Consider the following 20,195-nt stretch of genomic DNA (forward strand, 5'->3'; position numbering starts at 1 on the left):
TGGAGGAATGCACATGAACGTATGGAGCAAGCTGCTCACTGCCCTGCGCGGTGGCGCCAACGAGGCGGGCGAGGCCCTGGTGGACAGCCAGGCCCTGCGGATTCTCGATCAGGAAATCCGTGACGCCGACCAGGAGCTGCGCAAATCCAAGGAAGCCCTGGCCGAGATCATGGCCCGGCAGAAGCTCGCCGCCGAGCGCGCCGACGCCACCGCGGCCAAGGTCGCCGAATACGAGAGCTATGCGCTCAAGGCCCTGGAAGCAGGCAATGAAAGCCTGGCCCAGGAAGTGGCGCAGAAGATCGCCAACCTGGAAAACGACCTGGTGGTGGAGCGCGAGCAGGCCGACGGGTTCGCCGCCAGCGTCGCCCAGTTGCGCAAGGCCGTGACCCAGGCCGAAGGCAACATTAAGCATTTGAAACAACAGGTCGATACGGTGAAGGCCACCGAAAGCGTGCAGAAGGCCCAGCAGGCCGTGGCCCAGCGCTATGGCGGCTCGCAGAGCAAGTTGCACACTGCGGTGGAGTCGCTGGAGCGGATCAAGCAGAAGCAGGCCGAGCGCGCGGCGAAAATGCAAGCCGCGGCCGAACTGGCCAGCACTGGCAGCCCCGACGATGCCCTGGATGCCAAGCTGCGCGAAGCCGGAATCGTCGCCGGCAGCACCAGTGCCGACAACGTGCTGGCGCGTTTGAAGGACCGTAGCAAGTCCTGATTCATCGTTGTGTGTCAGGGGCGGGGCCGATGGGCCTTGCCCGGCTTTTTCAGGGATAGGAAAGCAATGGAAATCTTCCTGCGGACAGTCTTGTCGTTCCCCACCGTGCTGTTCAGCTTCATGCTCTGCCTGGCGGTGATCTACTGGGCCGTGGTCGCCATGGGTTTGCTCGAGGTGGACCTCCTGGATTTCGAGGCCGACTCGCTGCTCGACGGCGCCCACAGCGCCGAAGGCCTGGCCGGGCTGCTGATCAAGTTCAAGCTCAACGGCGTACCGGTCACCCTGGTGCTGACCCTGCTGATGTTCTTCAGCTGGTTCCTGGCGTATTTCACCGAACTCTACATTTTCAGCCAGCTGCCCCTGGGTTGGCTGCGTTATCCCCTGGGCCTGCTGCTGGCGGTGCTCGCGCTGTTCCTGGCGGCGCCCCTCAGTGCGGCGATCTGCGCTCCGTTGCGCCCGCTGTTTCACAAGATGGAAGCCACCAGCAGCAAGTCTGTGCTGGGGCAGACTGCCGTAGTGCGCAGTGGCCGGGTCACCCTGGAGCATGGCGAAGCCGTGCTCGAGGACGGTGGCGCGGGGCTGATCCTGCGGGTGCGTGCCGATGAGGCACGGGCATTCAAACGCGGCGACCGAGTCGTGTTGCTGGAGTATCTGGAGGCGCAACACGCCTATCGGGTCATTACCGAGGACGAGTTTCGCGGCCTCTGAGCCCGGCCTCCCTCAGAATCAAAGGAGATTGATTGCATGAACTTACCGTCGCTGCTGCCCATCCTGCTCGGGCTCGGCCTTGTCGTCCTGGTGGTCTTCGGCCTGCTGGCCCTGTTCAAGGCCTTCTACATCAAGGTCCCACAGGGCACGGCCCTGATCGTCAACGACATGTCTTCCACGCCCAAGGTGCATTTCACCGGTGCCCTGGTGTACCCGGTGATCCACCTCAAGGAATTCATGCGTATCTCGTTGATCACCCTGGAGGTCGATCGGCGGGCCAAGGACGGGCTGATCTGCCGCGACAACATGCGTGCCGACATCACCGTGGCTTTCTACCTGCGGGTCAACGAAACCCAGGAAGACGTGCTCAAGGTGGCCAAGGCCATCGGCGTCGACCGGGCTTCCGATCGTTCGGCGGTCAATGAGCTGTTCAACGCCAAGTTCTCCGAAGCCCTGAAGACCGTGGGCAAGCAGTTCGACTTCGTCCAGCTGTTCGAGAACCGCCAGGACTTCCGTGATCGGATCATCGAGATCATCGGCAACGACCTCAACGGTTATGTGCTCGAAGACGTGGCCATCGATTACCTGGAGCAAACCGCCAAGCATTCCCTGGACCCGAGCAACATCCTCGACGCCGAGGGTATCCGCAAGATCACCGAGCTGACCGCGACCCAGAACGTCATCACCAACGAGCTGGAGCGCAACCAGGAGCTGGCGATCCAGAAGAAGAACGTCGAGACCCGCGAGGCCTCCCTGGCCCTGGAGCGCCAGCAGGCCGATGCCGAGGCCCGGCAGAAGCGCGAGATCGAGACCATCCGTGCCCGCGAGGAAGCCGAGACCGCCAAGGTCAAGGAAGAAGAGCGGCTGAAGGCCGAGCAGGCGCGGATCCAGTCCCAGCAGGAAATCGACGTGCGCACCGAGAACCACCAGCGTGAAGTCGAAGTGGCCCAGCAGAACCGCCAGCGTGCCGTGGTCATCGAGGTGGAGAAAGTCACCCGCGCCAAGGACCTGGAAGTGGTGGCCCGCGAGCGCGAAGTGGAGCTGCAACGCATCGAGAAGGAAAAGGCCCTGGAAGAACAGCGCAAGAACATCGCCACGGTGATCCGCGAGCGCGTGGCGGTCGAGAAGACCGTGGCCCAGGAAGAAGAGCGCATCAAGGAAGTGCGTGAAGTGTCCGAGGCCGAGCGCGCCAAGCAGGTGGTGGTGATCCAGGCCCAGGCCGAAGCCGAGCAGGACCTGGTGCGCCAGGTCAAGCAGGCCGAGGCCGACGAAACCCGCTCCAAGCACAAGGCGGTGGAAATCAACAACCTGGCCCAGGCCGAGCTGGAAGCCGCGGCCAAGCAGGCCGAGGCCAAGAAGCGCCTGGCCGAAGGCCTGGAAGCCGAACGTGCGGCGCCTGGCCTGGCCGATGCGCGGGTACTGGAAGTCTCCGCCGCGGCCCAGGAGAAAGAAGGCCTGGCCCTGGCCCGGGTGCGTGCCGAGCAGTTGATCGCCGAGGCCCGTGGCGAACAGGAAAAAGGCCTGGCCGACGCCCGGGTGCTGGAAGCCCAGGCTGCCGCCAAGGAAAAGGACGGCCTGGCCGACGCCAAGGTCCTGGAAGAGAAACTCGGTGCCCAGGCCCGTGGCGAAGAACAACTGGGCGCGGCCAAGGCCAAGGCCACCAAGGACCTGGGTTCGGCCGAAGCCGAGGTGCTGCTGCAGCGCCTGAACGCCGAGGCCGAAGGCCTGGGCAAGAAGTTCGGTGCCCTGGATGCCCTCAGCGACAGCGCTCGCCAGCACGAAGAGTTCCGCATGCAACTGGAGAAGAACTTCGAGGAAGCGATGGCCGCCATCGCCGCCAACAAGGACATCGCCAAGGAACAGGCCGAAGTGCTGTCCGCCGCCCTCAGCAAGGCCAAGATCGAGATCGTCGGAGGCGAGGGCGACTTCTTCAACTCCTTCGCCAAGTCGCTGTCGGTGGGCAAGGCCATCGAGGGCGTGGTGGGCAAGAGCCCGGTGGTCCAGGACGTCCTGGCACGCCTGCTCAACGGCAAGACCGCACCGGCCGTAGCCGCCGAGCTGGCTGCCGCCGCCGCGCGCAAGGTCGAGGCACCCTCTGCCGAAGCCTGAAATACCTGAACCCAGCTCCTGATGCACCGGTAGCCGCTGTCTTGGGCAGCGGCTACCGGGTGGGCTCCAGGGGTTGAGTCCGGGTACCGGGAGCCGGGTTCCAGGCTCCCGCTTTTTTGCACACCGCCGTAGATCCAGGAAGGCCACGATGTCGGACGCTCAAGTTGCAACTCCCCCGCAGGACGTATTGGACAAGGCTGTCGCCGAAGGCGGCGCCTACGAGGTGCTGCAAAAGCGCCTGCAGGACCAGGGCCAACGCCTGCGTGCCACCACGGACAGTCTCAACCAGAAGCGTCTCGACGAGTTCGGCAACAGCCGCATGGAAGTGGTCGGGCGGGTGCGCATCCGTACCGAGAACAACTGCATTGCCCGGGACATCGTCCAGGTCGGCGACTGCCTGCTGTTCGGCTACAACGTGTTCATCGGCCTGAAGAAGGAAACCAGCGTCGCCGACGTGTTTTCCCTGTACCGGCTGGTGGAGGAGGGCGAGGGCTACGAAGCCGAGTCCGTGCCCCTGGAAGGCAGCTTCCTGGGAGCCCAGGGCTTCCTCAACGATTTCAACGAGCTGTACACCTATTACAAGAACACCCGCCTGCTGCAGCTGGCGATTCGCGATGGCAAGCTCCTGGCCAGTTTCCAGATCGGCGAGCGAGTCACCGATGTGCGGGTGTTCCGCTGGTCGATCTCGGCGGATGGCCGGGACGTGCGCTACATCGACAACCGGGGTGAGCGAGACATCGCCCTGCCGGCGCCCTTCGACTTCGAATGGAAGAAGGCCACCCGCGAGATGGTGGTCGAGGGTCGTTTCCCGCACCTGAACATCCTCGACACGGTGTTCGTCGAGACCATCGGCGGCGACCTGACCATCAAGGTCGAGAACAATACCGAGTCGGGCCTGGGCATCTACCGCGAAGAAGTACTGGACAAGACCCAGTCCCTGGACGACTCGCAGATCGAGTTCGCCCGCCTGGGCAGCCTGATCCTGCTCAAGGTCCTGCCGTATCGCGAAGAGCAGTGGCGCTACCTGGTGTTCAACAGCCTGACTCGCCAGGTGGAGCGCATCGACGCCATGGGCCTGGCCTGCGTCCAGCTGCCGGAGGACCACGGGATCATCTTCCCCGGTGGCTACTACCTGCAAAGCGGCGAGTACAAGACCTTCGAGCAGTCCATGGACGGCATGCGCTTCAAGCGCTCGGTCCGTTCGCCCAACGGTGAGGATGTGCAGTACATCTTCTACCACCCGGAGCAGGGGCGCTCGGTACTGCTGACCTACAACATGATCAACCGCCAGCTGCAGAACCCGCTGTTCGGCCATGGTTATGCGCGCCTGGAAGACGGGCGCATGGTGATCTTCGCCGCCGAGGGCGACGAGCCGACCCGGGTCCATCCGATGCAGGTCTGGCAGACCCCGTTCTTTACCGAGGAATACGCCGCGCGGCAACCGGCCCGCAGCGGCTTCCTGGGACGCATCGGCAACGCCGAGCTGGTGCGCAGCGTTTCCGACCTCTATGACCTGTGCCGCGAGATCGACACCCCGGCGGTCTCGGTCCAGCGCTACTCGCTGCTGTGCCAGAACACCCGGCGCCTGTTCGACGTGTACCACTGGCTGGGCAGCGCCGAGCTCGATGGCCTGGCGCCGCTGCTGCGCGAAGTGGCCGCCACCTCGGAACTGGTGCTGGACGAATACGAGAAGGTCGAGAGCATCCGGCGCCAGTCGGAACAGGCCATGGTAGCCGCCGAGGCCAAGCACAAAGCCCTGCTCGATGGCTTGCTGGTGGACAGCTGGGACCAGGTGCAGAGCTTCGTCGATGCCCTGAACGGCATCACCGCCCAGCGCGGGCTACTGCTGACCATCCGCGACTATCGCTACATCGACGTGGCCCGCATCGACGCCATGGAGGCCGAGCTGCTCAAGGCCCAGGAGCGTACCGCCGCTGGCACCGCGACCTTCCTGGCCAGCGAACAGGCCCTGCTGCCCTTGGTCAGCCAGCTGGAAAACCTCGATGCCCAGGCCCAGAAGGCCGAGACCGTGGCCCAGCTCGGCGAGCCCCTGGGCGCCCTGCAAGCCATGGCCGGCGACCTGGACATGCTCTCCAGCCTGATGGCTTCGCTGCAGATCGACGATGCCACCCAGCGCACCCGGATCATCGAATCCATTTCGCAGATCTACGCCCGGCTGAACCAGGCCAAGGCCCGCGCCGAACAGCGGCGCAAGGGCCTGGGCTCGACCGAGACCGTGGCGCAGTTCGGTGCCCAGTTCAAACTCTTCAGCCAGGGCATCACCAACGCCCTGGCCCAGGCCCAGGACCCCGAGCGTTGCGACGAGCAACTGTCACGGTTGCTGGTGCAACTGGAGGAGCTGGAAAGCCGCTTCGGCGACCACGAGCAGTTCCTCGGCGACATCCTCGGCAAGCGCGAGGAGTTGCTGGAGACCTTCGAGGCCCACAAGCAGTCGCTGCTCGATGAGCGCCAGCGCAAGGCCCAGGGCCTGCTGGACGCGGCGCGGCGGATTCTCGACAGCCTGGGCCGGCGCACCGCCCGCTTCACCCAGGCCGAGGAGCTCAACGCGTTCTTCGCCGCCGACCCGCTGATCCTCAAGTTGCGGGAGTTGGCCGAGCGCTTGCGCGAGCTCAAGGACAGCGTCAAGGCCGATGACGTCGAGGCGCGCCTCAAGGGTGCCCGGGACCAGGCCGTGCGCGCCCTGCGAGACAAGACCGAGCTGTTCGAGGAAGGCGGCAATGTCATCAAGCTGGGGCCGCGCCATCGTTTCAGCGTCAACACCCAGGAGCTGGACCTGACCCTGATGCCCCGGGGCGACGAGCTCTACCTGCACCTGACCGGCACCGATTTCCTCGAACCCCTGCAAGACCCCGAGCTGGACGCCCTGCGCGACTTCTGGCAGGTGGCCCTGGAGTCGGAATCGCCACAGTTGTATCGCGCCGAATACCTGGCCGGACAGGTGCTGGACGCAGCGGACCGTGGCCAGGACGGCCTGAGCCTGGAACTCCTCAAGCCGCTGCTGGCCCACCCAGAGGAGCTGGCCCGGGTGATCCGCGACTTCGCGGCGCCACGCTACAAGGAAGGCTACGAGAAGGGCATCCACGACCACGACGCGGCGGCGATCCTCCTGCAATTGCTGCCCCTGCGCGACAGTGCCGGACTGTTGGCCCATGGCCCGGCGGCCCGGGCCTTTGCCGCGCTCTACTGGGAGCGCCAGCAGGCCGAGCCGCAACCCCGGCAATGGGTGGAGCGTGCCCGTACCAGCCGGCACATCCAGCAGCTGTTCGGCCGGCGCGAGGGGTTGCTGCAATTGCAGGCGGAAATCCTCGTGGCCCTCGAAGACTGGCACCGGATGCAGGGCTTCGCCGTGGCCCCCGAGCTGTTGCCCGAGGCCGCCGAGTACCTGGTGCAAGAGTTGGCGGCGGACCGTGTGGAGTTCACCTTCAGCAAATATGCCCGGCAATTGCAGGAGGCCCTGGCCCTGCGCCTGCAAGGCGCGCGGATGTGGGACGACTACCAGCAGGCCCTGGCGCGCCTGGTCGAGCGCCCCGCAGCGCAGTGGGCGTTGACCGGCAACTGGCTGGCGGCCTTGTGCGCCGAGGGCGAGTTCGCCCCGCTGGCCGGCTACGTGCCCGAGGCCGTGGCGCTGTCGCTGCTGGGCGAGGGCTTTGCCCGACGGTTCACCGAGGTCGACCTGCGTTTTACCGTGGACAACCTGATGGGCGAGCACCCACGCATCGAGGAGCGCAGCCTGGCGCTGACGGTGGACGGTTTCTTTGCCCGCCTGCGCGCTCATCGCGAAACCTTCCTGCCAGGCCTGCAGCGTTACCAGAACCTGCGCCAGGGCATCATCGCTGGTGAACGTGCGGCCCTGCGCTTGAGCGAGTTCAAGCCTCGGCCACTGAGTTCGTTCGTGCGCAACAAGCTGATCAACGACGTCTACCTGGGCTTCATCGGTGACAACCTGGCCAAGCAGATGGGCACCGTGGGCGAGAACAAGCGCACCGACCTGATGGGCCTGTTGATGCTGATTTCGCCACCGGGCTACGGCAAGACCACCCTGATGGAGTATGTGGCCCACCGCCTGGGCCTGATCTTCATGAAGATCAATGGCCCGGCCCTGGGCCACCAGGTGCGCTCTCTGGACCCGGCCCAGGCGCCGGACGCCACTTCGCGCCAGGAGCTGGAGAAGCTCAACCTGGCCCTGGAGATGGGCAACAACGTGATGCTCTATGTCGACGACATCCAGCACACCCATCCCGAGTTCCTGCAGAAATTCATCTCGCTGTGCGACGGCACCCGGCGCATCGAAGGCGTATGGAAGGGCGGGACCAAGACCTACGACATGCGCGGCAAGAAGTTCTGCGTGGTGATGTCGGGCAACCCGTACACCGAGTCCGGCGAGGTGTTCAAGATCCCCGACATGCTGGCCAACCGGGCCGACATCTATAACTTGGGCGACACCCTGGGCGGCATGCAGGAGGCCTTCGCCCTGAGCTACATCGAGAACGGCCTGACCTCCAACCCGGTGCTGGCGCCGCTGGCCACTCGCGACATGGCCGACGTCTACCGTTTCGTCGCCAAGGCCGAGGGCAAGGCCTTCTCCAGCAACGAACTGAGCCACAGCTACAGCGGTGCCGAGATCAACGAGATCACCACCACCCTGCAACGCCTGATGCAGGTGCGCGACGTGGTGCTGCGGGTCAACCAGCAGTACATCGCCAGCGCCGCCCAGGCCGACCAGTACCGCACCGAGCCGCCGTTCAAGCTGCAAGGCAGCTACCGCAACATGAACAAGATGGCGGAAAAGATCTCGGCGGTGATGAACGATGCCGAACTCCTGCAACTGATCGCCGACCACTACCAGGGCGAATCCCAGCTGCTGACCACCGGCGCCGAGGAGAACCTGCTCAAGCTCGCCGAGCTGCGCGGCAACCAGACCCCGGAGCAGGGCGAGCGCTGGACGCAGATCAAGCGCGACTTCGTGCGCAATCGCTCCATGGGCGGCAGCGACAGCGATGTCGGCACCCGCGTGGTGGCCCAGCTCAACGACCTGGTGGAAGGCGTGCGCGGCCTGGCCCGGCCCACGGAGCAGCACAGGGTGCGCGAGGTGCTGGAGAATCTCTCTGAGCAGTTGCAGAGCAGCTTCCTGCCGCTGGTCCAGGTGATGCACAAGAAGATCGATGTCGATCTGCACAGCCATCAGCGCATCGGCGATATCGCCCAGCGCCTCGATGAGCTGAGCCGCATGCTCAGCCACGGTGATGTGCCCACCCTCAAGGACCCCCAACCGTAGGAGCCGGCTTGCCGGCGAACACCCAAGGATCAGCACATGGATTTTGCCCACCTGGACCAGCAACTGCGCGACAGCCTGCAGGACCTGAAACTGAGTAACGAAGAACGGGACGAGCTGCGCCAGCTGGGCAGCGAATTGGGCAGCGACCAGGTGCGCTACCTGCGCAACCGGGCCTTTGATCTGGTGCGCGAACTGGCGCTGGCAGACAGCGCCAACGTGCTGCCGGCGCTGAAATGGCTGGAGCAAGTAGTCAAGACCCTGGACACCCACAGCGCCCCGGTACGTGACATGGCCAGCGCCCACTTCAGCCCCGGCGAGGATTGCCGGCGCAAGATCCGCGAGCTGTGCCGCCAGGCCCGCGCCTCGGTGGATATCTGCGTGTTCACCATTTCCGATGACCAACTGAGCGACGAGATTCGCGCCTGCCACCAGCGCGGCGTGGCGGTGCGGGTGATCAGCGACAGTGAAAAGCAGTTCGATGTCGGCAGCGATATCGCCGCGCTACGGGAAGCCGGAGTGCCGGTGCGCATCGACGACACGCCGTTCCACATGCACCACAAGTTCGCCCTGTTCGATGGCCGCACCTTGCTCAATGGCAGCTTCAACTGGACCCGCAGCGCCACCACCGGCAATGAGGAAAACCTGCTGGTGATCGACCACCCGCAACTGGTGGCCAGCTACCTCAAGGAGTTCAACGAGCTCTGGGAGCGCTACGCGCCTCGTTGAAGGCGGGCCAATGGGAATTGGTCGCCGAGCCGGTCAGCGGTCGGGCAGGGCGGCGGGTTTCGGGTTAGACTTGCCGCCTTTTCGCATACTCAAGAAGCCCGCACATGGCCCAGCCGTCCACCACCTATAAATTCGAACTGAACCTCACCGACCTCGACCGCGGGGTCTACGAAAGCGTCAAGCAGACCATCGCCCGCCACCCTTCGGAAACCGAAGAGCGCATGACCGTGCGTCTGCTGGCCTACGCCCTCTGGTACAACGAGCAGCTGTCGTTCGGGCGCGGCCTGTCGGAAGTGGATGAGCCGGCCCTGTGGGAAAAAAGCCTGGACGACCGCGTGCTGCACTGGATCGAAGTCGGCCAGCCGGATGCCGAGCGCCTGACCTGGTGCTCGCGCCGTACCGAGCGCACCAGCCTGCTGGCCTACGGCAGTCTGCGGGTGTGGCAGACCCGGGTGGTGGATGCGGTGAAGAACCTGAAGAACCTCAACATCGCCGGTGTGCCCCAGGACGTGCTGGAGACCCTGGCCAAGGACATGCCACGGGTGATCAAGTGGGATGTGATGATCAGCGAAGGCACCCTCTTCGTCACCGACGATCGCGGCCAGCATGAAGTGCAGCTGGAATGGTTGCTGGGCGAGCGCGGCTAAGCCTTCGCTCCCCCCGTTCCTGATCGATCCACCGTATCCAAGAGAAGCTGTCGTTAGCCCATGCGTATCGAACCCCGTGAATTGCCCGCCGTCCTGCCCTTTCTCGGCGACCTGCCGCCGTTGCTGACCCGCCTCTACGCCGCCCGTGGCGTGCAGACGGTGGATGAGCTGGACAAGAGCCTGGCACGGCTGATCCCGTTCCAGCAGCTCAAGGGCATCGACGCCGCGGTGGACCTGCTGGTGACCGCCCTGGATCAGCGCCAGCGCATCCTCATCGTCGGCGACTTCGATGCCGACGGCGCCACCGCCAGCACCGTCGGCCTGCTGGGCCTGCGCCTGCTGGGCGCGGCCCATGTCGACTACCTGGTGCCCAACCGCTTCGAATACGGCTACGGCCTGACTCCGGAAATCGTCGCGGTGGCCCTGCAGCGCCAGCCGCAGTTGCTGATCACCGTGGACAACGGCATCTCCAGCGTCGATGGCGTGGCCGCAGCCAAGGCCGCCGGGCTCAAGGTGCTGGTCACCGACCACCACTTGCCGGGCCCGGAACTGCCGGCGGCGGACGCCATCGTCAACCCCAACCAGCCGGGCTGCGAGTTTCCCAGCAAGGCCCTGGCCGGGGTCGGGGTGATCTTCTATGTGCTGATGGCGCTGCGTGCGCGCCTGCGCAGCCTGGGCCGCTACGAGAGCCGGCCGCAACCGAATATCGGCGAGCTGCTGGACCTGGTGGCCCTGGGCAGCGTGGCGGATGTGGTGCCGCTGGATGCCAACAACCGCATCCTGGTGCACCAGGGCCTGGAGCGGATTCGCGCCGGTCGCGCCCGGCCGGGGCTCAAGGCGATCCTGGAAGTGGCCAAGCGCGACCATTCGCGCATCACCTCCACCGACCTGGGGTTCATCCTCGGGCCTCGGCTGAACGCCGCCGGGCGCTTGGACGACATGAGCCTGGGCATCGAGTGCCTGCTCAGCGACGATGCGTCGGCGGCGCGGGCCATGGCCGCCCAGCTCGATGAGCTGAACCAGGACCGCAAGTCCATCGAGCAGGGCATGCAGCGCGAAGCCCTGGCCCAGCTCAAGGAGCTGCCGGTGGAATCGATGCCGTTCGGCCTGTGCCTGTTCGATGCCGATTGGCACCAGGGAGTGATCGGGATCCTCGCCTCGCGCCTGAAGGAGCGTTACCACCGGCCAACCATCGCTTTTGCCGACGCTGGCGACGGCATGCTCAAGGGCTCTGCGCGTTCGGTGCCGGGCTTCCATATCCGTGACGCCCTGGACGCGGTGGCCGCCCGTCATCCACACCTGATCAGCAAGTTCGGTGGCCACGCCATGGCCGCCGGCCTGTCGCTGCCGGAGCAGAACTTCCCGGCCTTCGCCGAGGCTTTCGATGAGGAGGTGCGGCGCCAGCTCAACGAGGAAGACCTTACCGGGCGCCTGCTGTCGGACGGCACCCTGGCCGTGGAGGAGTTCCACCTGGAACTGGCCCGCGCCCTGCGCCACGCCGGGCCTTGGGGCCAGCACTTTCCCGAGCCGATGTTCCATGGGGTGTTCGAGCTGGTGGAGCAGCGCATCGTCGGCGAACGCCACCTGAAGGTGGTGTTGCGCAGCGAATGCGGCTCGCTGAAGCTGGACGGCATCGCCTTCGGCATCGACCGCGAGGTCTGGCCCAACCCGACCATCCGCTGGGTGGAGCTGGCCTACAAGCTCGACCTCAACGAGTTCCGTGGCCAGGAAACCGTGCAACTGATGATCGCCCACATCGAGCCGCGCTGACGCGCCCTGTAGCCGCTGCCGAGCCTGCGAGGTTGCGACCGGTCGCGCAGCGGCCGCCGATCGCCCGATGCCCGCTGCGCGGTCATGCGCAGCCTGCGGCAGCGGCTACACGAAGCGATGCGCGGCCAGCGCCAGGGTTTTTCGTCCCGCTAGCGATCAGGAACCCTGCTTCGGCCAATGTTGTCGTCTAGGCTGTTAGGACTGTCTGATTGGCCTTGTGACGTTTTGTCCTTTTCTCTTCCCGCGGGGGCGGGCGCTTCGATTTCGCAGTCACTCGTCGACCGTTCAAACAGATCCCTGGAGCCTGACCACTGACCGAGAGGTGCCCCATGAGTCTGCTGCTTGAACCCTATACCCTGCGTCAACTGACCTTGATCAACCGCATTGCCGTGTCGCCCATGTGCCAGTACTCGTCGGTGGACGGGCTGGCCAATGACTGGCACCTGGTGCACCTGGGCAGCCGTGCCGTGGGCGGCGCCGGGCTGGTCTTCACCGAGGCCACGGCGGTCACCGCCGACGGCCGGATCACCGCCCAGGACCTGGGGCTGTGGAACGACGAGCAGATCGAACCCTTGCGCCGCATCACCCGTTTCATCAGCGCCCAGGGGGCCGTCGCCGGCATCCAGCTGGCCCACGCCGGGCGCAGGGCCAGCACCCACCGGCCCTGGCTCGGCAAGTCCGGCAGCGTCAAGCCCGAGGACGGCGGCTGGGTCCCGGTAGGGCCGTCGCGGATCGCCTTCGACCCCCAGCACACGCCACCGACGCCACTGGACGAGCACCAGATCGCCGATGTCGTCCAGGCCTTCGTCGCCGCGGCCCAGCGCGCCCTGGAGGCCGGCTTCAAGGTGGTGGAGGTGCACGCCGCCCACGGTTATCTGCTGCACCAGTTCCTCTCGCCCCTGAGCAACCAGCGCCAGGACCGCTACGGTGGTTCGTTCGAGAACCGTATCCGCCTGGTATTGGAGGTGACCGAGGCGGTACGCCGGGTCTGGCCGCAGGAGCTGCCGCTGTTCGTGCGGGTCTCGGCCACCGACTGGGTGGAAGACGGCTGGAACCCCGACGAAACCGTGGAGCTGGCCAGGCGTCTCAAGGAGCTGGGGGTGGACCTGATCGACGTGTCGTCCGGTGGTACGGCGGCCAATGCCGAGATCCCCACCGGCCCCGGTTACCAGACGCGCTTCGCCGAGCGCGTGCGCAAGGAGTCGGGGATCGCCACCGGCACCGTGGGCATGATCACCGAGCCGGCCCAGGCCGAGCACATCCTGCGTACCTGCCAGGCGGATATCATCCTGCTGGCCCGGGAGCTGCTGCGCGATCCCTACTGGCCGCTGCATGCCGACGACGATTTGGGCGGGCGCAACGCCACCTGGCCGGCGCAGTACCAGCGGGCGACCCACAGGGACCAGCCGATCCACGAATCGGACCTGCGGGACTGAGCGTTTGCAGGCAAGAAAAACCGGCCAGTCAAGGAAGTGGTAGGGGATCACCTCGCCGTTGGGGCATCAGGGGTACTTGCGTTTCTCCGGCGCCGGCGGGAAGTACTGGTACAGCCAGGTCTCGCTCAGGGTGCGGTCGTTGGTGCGGATGAACAGCCGCAGTTCCACCGGGTCCACGCTGTCGTTGGTGGGGTACCAGTCGAAGAGGATGCGGTAGCCCTTGATCTCGTCCAGCACCAGTACGCTGAAGTCCTTGACCTGGCCGTTGGAGGCGGTGACCACCGGCTCGATGCCGGTGCCCGCCGGCAGGCGATCGAGGCCGCCGCCGGTGAAGTCCACGGCGAAGCGCCGCGCCCAGACAGGCGGATAGTGTTCGCCCGGGGCCCAGCCCTCGACGAAGCCGCCCATGCCCGAACGGGTGGCGTGGACCCGCGCCAGGGGCGTGCCCACCGGCGGCAGGGCGCTCCAGTAGAGCTTGTAGCCGTAGTTCAGCGAGTCGCCGGCGGCCACCGGTTTCTTCGGCGTCCAGAAGGCCACGATGTTGTCCATGGTCTCGCCGGTGGTGGGGATCTCCAGCAGGTCGACGCTGCCTTCGCCCCAGGCGGTGGTGGGTTCGACCCACAGGCTCGGGCGACGGCTGTACCAGTCCACGGTGTCCTGGTAGCTGGCGAAGTCATGGTCGGTCTGCACCAGGCCGAAGCCTTTCGGGTCCTTGTCGGCGAAGGCGTTGAACTGCAGGGTCGCCGGGTTGTTCAGCGGCCGGCAGATCCATTCGCCGTTGCCGCGCCACATGGCCAGGCGGTCGGAGTCGTGGATCTGCGGGTGGATGGTGTCGCACATGCGCCGCTCGTGGGTGCCGCAGCTGAACATGCTGGTCATCGGCGCGATGCCCAGTTGCTCGATGGCGGTACGCGCATTGACGTGGGCATCGACCTCCATCACCACGCGCTCGGCCTGGCAGTCGATGTCGAAGCGGTAAGCACCGGTGGCGCTCGGCGAATCCAGCAGGGCATGGACCACGAAGCGGGTGCTGTCCTTGTCCGGGGTCTCGAACCAGAACTGGGTGAAGTCGGGGAACTCCTCGCGATGCTTGGCGTAGGTATCGATGGCCAGGCCCCGGGCCGAGAGGCCGTACTGGCCGGTGGCGTCCACCGCGCGGAAGTAGCTGGCGCCGAGGAACGACACCACGTCGTGTCTATCCAGCTCCGGCGCCTTGAACAGCTTGAACCCGGCGAAACCCAGGTCACCCTTGAGCTGCGAGGTATCGACGCGGGTGTTCTGGTAGTTGAACAGCGGCGGCCGGAAGTGCACCTCCCGCGACAGGCGGGTCTTGGGGTCGACGCTGTGCATGCGCACCGGCTGGCGAAAGCCCATGCCCACATGGAAGAACTGCACGTCGAGCTGGCCGTTCAGGTCATTCCACAGCGAGTGCCTGGCGTCGTACTGGATGGCGTTGAAGTCCTGCGGGGTCATCTGCGCCAAGGTCGGCGGCAGCACCTGCTTGGTGTCCACGTACGGCTTGGCGGCCAGTTGCTTGGCCTGGGCCTTGAGGCGCTCGAAGTCGAATGCCTGTGCCTCGCCATCGGCGGCGCCAGTGCCGGCCCAGGCTCGGGTAGCCAGGAGGCCGCTGGCCGAAAGGCCGGTATAGGCCGCCAGGGCCATGGACGCTTTGAGGAGATTCCTACGATGCATGGGTAAGCCTTGTACAGGGAAAGATCCGCAGCCGTTCTTGGCCGCTCGGGGGGATCGCGTGGATGAGGTCCGGCCATGCCGTTGGCCGAACCCGTCTGACCTTAAACAGATGCCGCGTAGAATAATCGGTTCGCCTGGGGCAGAAAAATGATTAGCTTGTGTCCATAGGTAACGACTTAACCAGCCCTAGGAAATTGCCCCATGCTGTGCCTGCGACCACTTGTCGAAGACGACATCGCCTTGCTCAAGACCATCGACCGTGCCGAACTCATCGATGAGTTCTACCGCCTGGAGGATGGAAGGCTGGTGCGTTATGCCCAGCATGAAGTGGTGACCGGTTGGCCAGCCGGGGAAGCCGAGCATGACGAAGTGATCTTGCAGCAGTGTTACCAGCGTGGCGGCTGGCTGCATGGGGCCTTCGACGACACCCGGCTGGTGGCGGCGGCGGTGGTGGACTGCCTGCCCATCGCCAGTGCCGGGCTGCAGCTGCGCCAGCTCAAGTTCCTGCATGTGAGCCAGGGTTGGCGCGGGCTTGGCCTGGGCCGACAATTGTTCGCCCTGGCCCGGGAGCAGGCCCTGGCCATGGGCGGCCAGGGCTTGTACGTGTCGGCCACGCCGTCGCGGCATACCGTGGATTTCTACCAGGGCCTGGGTTGCCAGTTGCTGGACGTCCCGGATCCGGAGCTGTTGCGCCTGGAGCCCGAGGACATTCACCTGTACCTGCGCCTGGCCTAAATCTGCCTGGGTTTGCCCCAGCTCGGCCAGGCGCCGATGGTCACCGCGCGCAGCAGCCATTCGCAGGGGCCGTACTGGTGATGGCGCAGCCACAGGGCGCTGAGCTGCATCTGCACCAGGTAGATGGCGATCACCACCGGCGGCAAGGCCAGCGGTGGCAAATGGTTGATCAACCCCAGCCCGTAACCGGTGAACAGCAGGCAGAGGATCAGCGATTGCAACAGGTAGTTACTCAGGGACATGCGCCCCAGGGGCGCCAGGCGCCGGCACAGGCGCTGGCCAAGGGATGAGTCGAAGGCCTTGAGCAGTAGCATGGCGTAGCTGGCCGAGAGCAAGGGCGCGGTCAACTGGCTGAGGCCATAGCCGATCAATTCCAGGCCACCACCCGGGGCATAAGCGGCCCAGTAGCCGTAGAGCAGGGCGCCGCCCAGGCCCAGGGGCAGGGTGAACGCCAGCAGCCATGGCAACCTGGGCCCGAAGCGATAGGGCGCCACCAGCAGCTCCTTGCGTCCGGCCACGTAGCCCAGCAGGAACATCGCCAGGGTGCTGGGGCCTTGCAGCAGCCACAGGGCCGAGGCGGTGTCCGACAGGTGCGAAGCGTTGTAGGCCAGGGTGTCCAGGGCACTGCCGCCCAGGGCCAGGTCCTTGAGCAGCGATTCACCGTCGGCCTTGCCTGTGTAGAGGCCGATCTCCAGCAGTTCGGCGCCCAGCAGCAGGAACATCAGCGCGCTGGCGATCACCAGCAGCAGCGCCAGCCTTGCGGCCCATTTGGCCGATAGCCCGCGCAGCGCCAGCAGGATCAAACCGAGCCAGGCATACAGCGAGAGGATCTCGCCATAGAACAGCAGCGCGCCGTGCACCAGGCCGATGACCAACAGGGCCAGTTGCCGGCGCAACATGCGTGGCACGAAGGACGCCCCCGAGCGTTCGGCGGAGCTCATCTGCAAGGTGAAACTGTAGCCGAACAGGAAGGAGAACAGCAGGTAGAACTTGGCCTCGAAGAGGACCGACACCAGCCAGCGCACCAGGTGATCGAGGGCGCTGGAATAGGCCGGGTTGCTGGTCGGCGCAGCGTAGTAGGGGTCGGCGAAGGACCAGATGTTCACTGCCAGGATGCCCAGCAGGGCGAATCCGCGCAGGGCGTCCACGTGCTGCAGGCGGGTCGGTGCCAGGCTTTCGGGTTGGGCCATGTTCAGTCTCCTTGCAGCAGATGTAGGGCCAGTTGCCTCAAGACCGGAGCCTGGGCCTGGGGAGAGAACTGTGGGTCGACGGCGATGCGGGTGAACAGCCCGTCGATCAGCGCGGCCAGCCAGGTGGCGGCCTGCTCGGCGCACAGTTGGGGCCGGGTCAGGCCTTGTGCGCTGGCCTGGCGTACCAGCGCCGCCAGGCCGTCGCGCAGCACCAGGTCGTTGTGCCGGGCGTGCCATGCGATGTCCAGGTCGCGATGGCTGAGGGCGGCGATTTCCAGGGCCAGGCCGGTGTAGTGCGGATCTTCGGCCAGTTGGCAGACGTGCTGGAGAAACCCCAGCAGGGCCGAAAGCGGTGCCTGCTCCAGCAACAACTGGTCCATGGCCTGCTGGATTTCCTGGCCTTCACGGGTGATCAACGCCAATAGCAGCGCTTGCTTGCTGGGGAAGTAGTGAAACAGGTTGCCGGCACTCATATCGGCCCGCAGGCAGATGTCCGCGGTGCGGGTGGCGGCATAGCCGCTTTCGGCGAAGCAGCGGGCAGCGGCATCGAGCAGCACGTTGCACCGGGCTTCTCGTTGCGCAAGGTTGGCGGGACGCATTCAATGGGCCTTTTAGTTAATTGAGCGGCCACTCAATTAACTCCGGCGCGCAGGTACCGGGCAATGCAATTCTTGTTAAAAAGCGTCAACGAGGCCCGGGACCGGCATCGGCCTGATCCCGGTTTCGAGGTCGTTCAGCCTTGCTGCCGGGCCGGCTCCGACAGGCACTGGACTGGCTGCTTGGGCAGTTGACCCTGGCTGGTGCTCCAGGTCAGGGGCGAGAGGCTGGGCAGGTAGTCGCGTTGCAGCGCTTGCTGGTAGCAGGCCACGGCCCGGTCCGGGTCCCTGGTGCCCCAGCGTCCGCTGGCCAGTGCGCTGCCGAGGGTGTTGTAGAGAACGCCTGCATCCAGCTTGCGCAGTGCCTGCATGACCACCGCTTCGGCCTTGATAGGGTCCTGGCAGCCTTCTTCCGGGCCATTGGCGTGCGGGTCGCAGTAGTACATGGACAGCATCAAGGCGGCCTCGGCGTCGCTCTGGGCGTAGGGCAGCAGCAACTCCTCCGGCTCCCCTGGCTTGAGTTCCGGGGCCATGCCCGAGTATCCCAGGCTCACCGCTTGTACGGCGGCATTGGCGGAACCGTGGCGGGCGGCATCCAGCAAGATGCGCTGGCCCAGTTCGAAGAAATAAGCGGTCAGCGGATACTGCTCGCGAGCACCGTAGTCCAGGAACAGCTCGGCCTTGCGTACCTGGCGCTGGACCTCGGTCTCGCCTGGCGGTGCCTTCTGGTCCAGCAGGTCGCCCATGGACCATTGCTCCACCCGGACCAGTTGCCAGCAGCTGTCCTTCTCGAAGACGAAGGCCTGGAGCACATCGCCCTGGGCGTCGTGCACCACCAGGGTCTGGTCTTCCCAGAAAGTCCGCAGGTCGCTCCGGGCCTGGGCCTGGGGGGCGAGCAGGGTCGGTTGCGGACGCTTGGCGCCGTACAGCTTGTGTCGGGTGGTGATTGCCCGGCCTCGTTCGTCATAGACCACGCGTTGCTCGACCATGGGCGAGCGGCTGAACGCTTGTTGCAACTCGGGGCTGCTGGCAAAGGCCTGGGCGAAGGTCGGCAGGTCCGCGGATGGGCATGCCACCGGTTCGGCGCGAAGGCCTTGGGCGGCGCAGGCGAGCACCAGGACCAGGGCGGCCAGGCCGTACTTGCGATCAATGGGCATGGGCCAGCTCCAGGCGCTCGAAGCGTTGGCACAGCCTTTGTGTCAGCCAGACGGCCAGCAGTGGCGGCACTGCGCTCAAGAAGCAGTAGACAGAGCCGCGTACCGGATTCTCGGGAAATAGTGCCCAGATATTGAACAGCACCAGGGCGGCCACCAGGCCCAGCTTGAACTTCCGATTGGGCAGCAGGGCCAGCAGGGCACTGACCAGGATCAGCAGGAAAAACGAGAATTGCGCCATCGGTTCCACCACCGCTGGATTGACCAGCTTGCGATACAGCGGGATGCCCCAGGCGTGGGCCAGGTAGAACAGCAGTACCGGCAGCGAGTGGACCGCCAGGCCGATGCCGATGCGGATGACTTGATCGCGGTTGCCGTGGTCGTGGTTCAGACGACGGGCTCGCTGGCGTTCCAGCGAGGCCTTGATGGGGGTATGACGGGACATGGCACGTCCTTACTGCCGGAGGTGTCTAGGAGGGCCGGTCATGGGCACCGGGGGTTCATGGCGGCGGATAGTGCCGCAACTCCAGGCGCTAATCCAGCGCGGCAAAGCGCTGCTGGCAAGACTGGGTGGACGCAACATCCAGAAGCATTATCGTCCCCTGGGACCGGGCACTTCTCTCTAGGCTTGCAGCCTCAGATGTCGACGTACACTCGTTTTTCCTGGGAGGTGGCAGATGAATACCCGTGGCTTGCTCGACCAACTCTTGAAATCGGGCCAGGAGCTTTTGCAGAACAAGGCAGGGGCGGTCCCGCAAGCCAAGCCCCAGGGCGATCCGGTGGGCCTGGGCGCCTTGCTTGGCGGCAAGACCGGCAACCTGGGCGGCTTGCTTTCCGGGGCTGGTGGCGGTGCGCTGGCCGCTGGGGCCATGGGCTTGTTGCTAGGCAACAAGAAGGCCCGCAACTTCGGCGGCAAGGCGCTGGCCTATGGTGGCCTGGCCGCGCTCGGGGTGCTGGCCTACAAGGCCTACGGCAACTGGCAGGCACAACAGGCTGGCGCACCGGGCAATGAGCCGCAGACCCTCGATCGCCTGCCGGCGCAGCAGGCCGAACAGCACAGCCAGGCGATCCTCAAGGCCCTGGTGGCGGCGGCCAAGGCCGATGGCCATGTGGATGAGCGCGAGCGGACGCTGATCGAAGGCGAGTTCAGCAAGCTGGACGATGATCCGCAGTTGCAGCGCTGGCTGCACGCCGAACTGAACAAACCGCTGGACCCGGCGGATGTGGCGCGGGCCGCCAGTACTGCGGAAATGGCCGCCGAGATGTACCTGGCCAGCCTGCTGTTGGTGGATGACCAGCACTTCATGGAAAAGGCCTACCTGGAGGAGCTGGCGCGCCAACTGCAGTTGGCACCGGGGCTCAAGGCCGAACTGGAACGGCAGGCACGCCAAGACGTGGCCTGAGGCAACGAACGGCCACGGATGGCG

Annotated in this window: 15 protein-coding genes; 10 read left to right on the forward strand and 5 right to left on the reverse strand. The window is 65.6% G+C overall.

The annotated features are described in order from the left end of the window. The first annotated feature begins 13 nt into the window (after positions 1-13). The 8 genes from H7A76_RS19575 (at position 14) to H7A76_RS19610 (ending at position 13,401) form a co-directional block, all read left to right on the forward strand. Positions 14-709, forward strand: a complete 696-nt coding sequence (locus tag H7A76_RS19575) for a PspA/IM30 family protein (RefSeq protein WP_185700019.1) — start codon at positions 14-16, stop codon at positions 707-709. 66 nt (positions 710-775) lie between these two features. Continuing rightward, complete coding sequence (locus H7A76_RS19580) at positions 776-1,417, forward strand: OB-fold-containig protein (RefSeq protein ID WP_185700020.1); 642 nt, start codon at positions 776-778, stop codon at positions 1,415-1,417. 36 nt (positions 1,418-1,453) lie between these two features. Continuing rightward, on the forward strand, positions 1,454-3,526 hold the full coding sequence (locus H7A76_RS19585; RefSeq protein WP_185700021.1) for a flotillin family protein: 2,073 nt from the start codon (positions 1,454-1,456) through the stop codon (positions 3,524-3,526). A gap of 148 nt (positions 3,527-3,674) precedes the next feature. Next, the gene (locus H7A76_RS19590) at positions 3,675-8,822 is read left to right on the forward strand and encodes a DNA repair ATPase (protein ID WP_185700022.1); all 5,148 of its coding nucleotides are present in this window, start codon (positions 3,675-3,677) and stop codon (positions 8,820-8,822) included. Between the two features lie 36 nt (positions 8,823-8,858). Next, positions 8,859-9,548: a phospholipase D-like domain-containing protein gene (locus H7A76_RS19595; RefSeq protein ID WP_185700023.1), complete on the forward strand. Its 690-nt coding sequence runs from the start codon at positions 8,859-8,861 to the stop codon at positions 9,546-9,548. A 104-nt stretch (positions 9,549-9,652) separates the two neighbouring features. After that, the gene (locus tag H7A76_RS19600; RefSeq protein WP_185700024.1) at positions 9,653-10,195 is read left to right on the forward strand and encodes a YaeQ family protein; all 543 of its coding nucleotides are present in this window, start codon (positions 9,653-9,655) and stop codon (positions 10,193-10,195) included. Positions 10,196-10,255: 60 nt separating this feature from the next. After that, a complete protein-coding gene (gene recJ / locus H7A76_RS19605; RefSeq protein WP_185700025.1) occupies positions 10,256-11,965 on the forward strand; it encodes a single-stranded-DNA-specific exonuclease RecJ in 1,710 nt (569 codons plus the stop codon). 329 nt (positions 11,966-12,294) lie between these two features. Then, positions 12,295-13,401: an NADH:flavin oxidoreductase/NADH oxidase gene (locus H7A76_RS19610; RefSeq protein WP_185700026.1), complete on the forward strand. Its 1,107-nt coding sequence runs from the start codon at positions 12,295-12,297 to the stop codon at positions 13,399-13,401. Between the two features lie 66 nt (positions 13,402-13,467). Here the strand turns inward: H7A76_RS19610 and H7A76_RS19615 are convergent, their stop codons facing one another. After that, positions 13,468-15,093, reverse strand: coding sequence for a glucan biosynthesis protein D (locus tag H7A76_RS19615; protein WP_185700027.1), 1,626 nt, complete (start codon positions 15,091-15,093; stop codon positions 13,468-13,470). A gap of 201 nt (positions 15,094-15,294) precedes the next feature. Between H7A76_RS19615 and H7A76_RS19620 the strand changes: the two genes are divergently transcribed. Then, positions 15,295-15,828 (forward strand): GNAT family N-acetyltransferase, encoded by a 534-nt coding sequence (locus tag H7A76_RS19620; RefSeq protein ID WP_185700028.1) that lies wholly within the window; start codon positions 15,295-15,297, stop codon positions 15,826-15,828. Here the strand turns inward: H7A76_RS19620 and H7A76_RS19625 are convergent. From H7A76_RS19625 to H7A76_RS19640, 4 genes are all read right to left on the reverse strand, one after another. Next, positions 15,825-17,018: a DUF418 domain-containing protein gene (locus H7A76_RS19625; RefSeq protein WP_185700029.1), complete on the reverse strand. Its 1,194-nt coding sequence runs from the start codon at positions 17,016-17,018 to the stop codon at positions 15,825-15,827. The genes H7A76_RS19620 and H7A76_RS19625 overlap by 4 nt on opposite strands. Before the next feature lie 2 nt (positions 17,019-17,020). Beyond that, a complete protein-coding gene (locus tag H7A76_RS19630) occupies positions 17,021-17,617 on the reverse strand; it encodes a TetR/AcrR family transcriptional regulator (RefSeq protein ID WP_185700030.1) in 597 nt (198 codons plus the stop codon). 134 nt (positions 17,618-17,751) lie between these two features. Further along, on the reverse strand, positions 17,752-18,771 hold the full coding sequence (locus H7A76_RS19635) for a hypothetical protein (RefSeq protein WP_185700031.1): 1,020 nt from the start codon (positions 18,769-18,771) through the stop codon (positions 17,752-17,754). After that, positions 18,761-19,213 carry a hypothetical protein gene (locus H7A76_RS19640; protein WP_260498026.1) on the reverse strand — a complete coding sequence of 151 codons (453 nt, stop codon included), beginning with the start codon at positions 19,211-19,213 and terminating at the stop codon, positions 18,761-18,763. Before H7A76_RS19640 ends, H7A76_RS19635 begins: the two co-directional genes overlap by 11 nt. Before the next feature lie 232 nt (positions 19,214-19,445). Between H7A76_RS19640 and H7A76_RS19645 the strand changes: the two genes are divergently transcribed. Continuing rightward, positions 19,446-20,171, forward strand: a complete 726-nt coding sequence (locus tag H7A76_RS19645) for a tellurite resistance TerB family protein (RefSeq protein WP_185700032.1) — start codon at positions 19,446-19,448, stop codon at positions 20,169-20,171. Positions 20,172-20,195: the final 24 nt, after the last annotated feature.

Origin of the sequence: Pseudomonas sp. MSSRFD41 (assembly GCF_014230245.1) — a bacterium.
GTDB lineage: Bacteria > Pseudomonadota > Gammaproteobacteria > Pseudomonadales > Pseudomonadaceae > Aquipseudomonas > Aquipseudomonas piscis.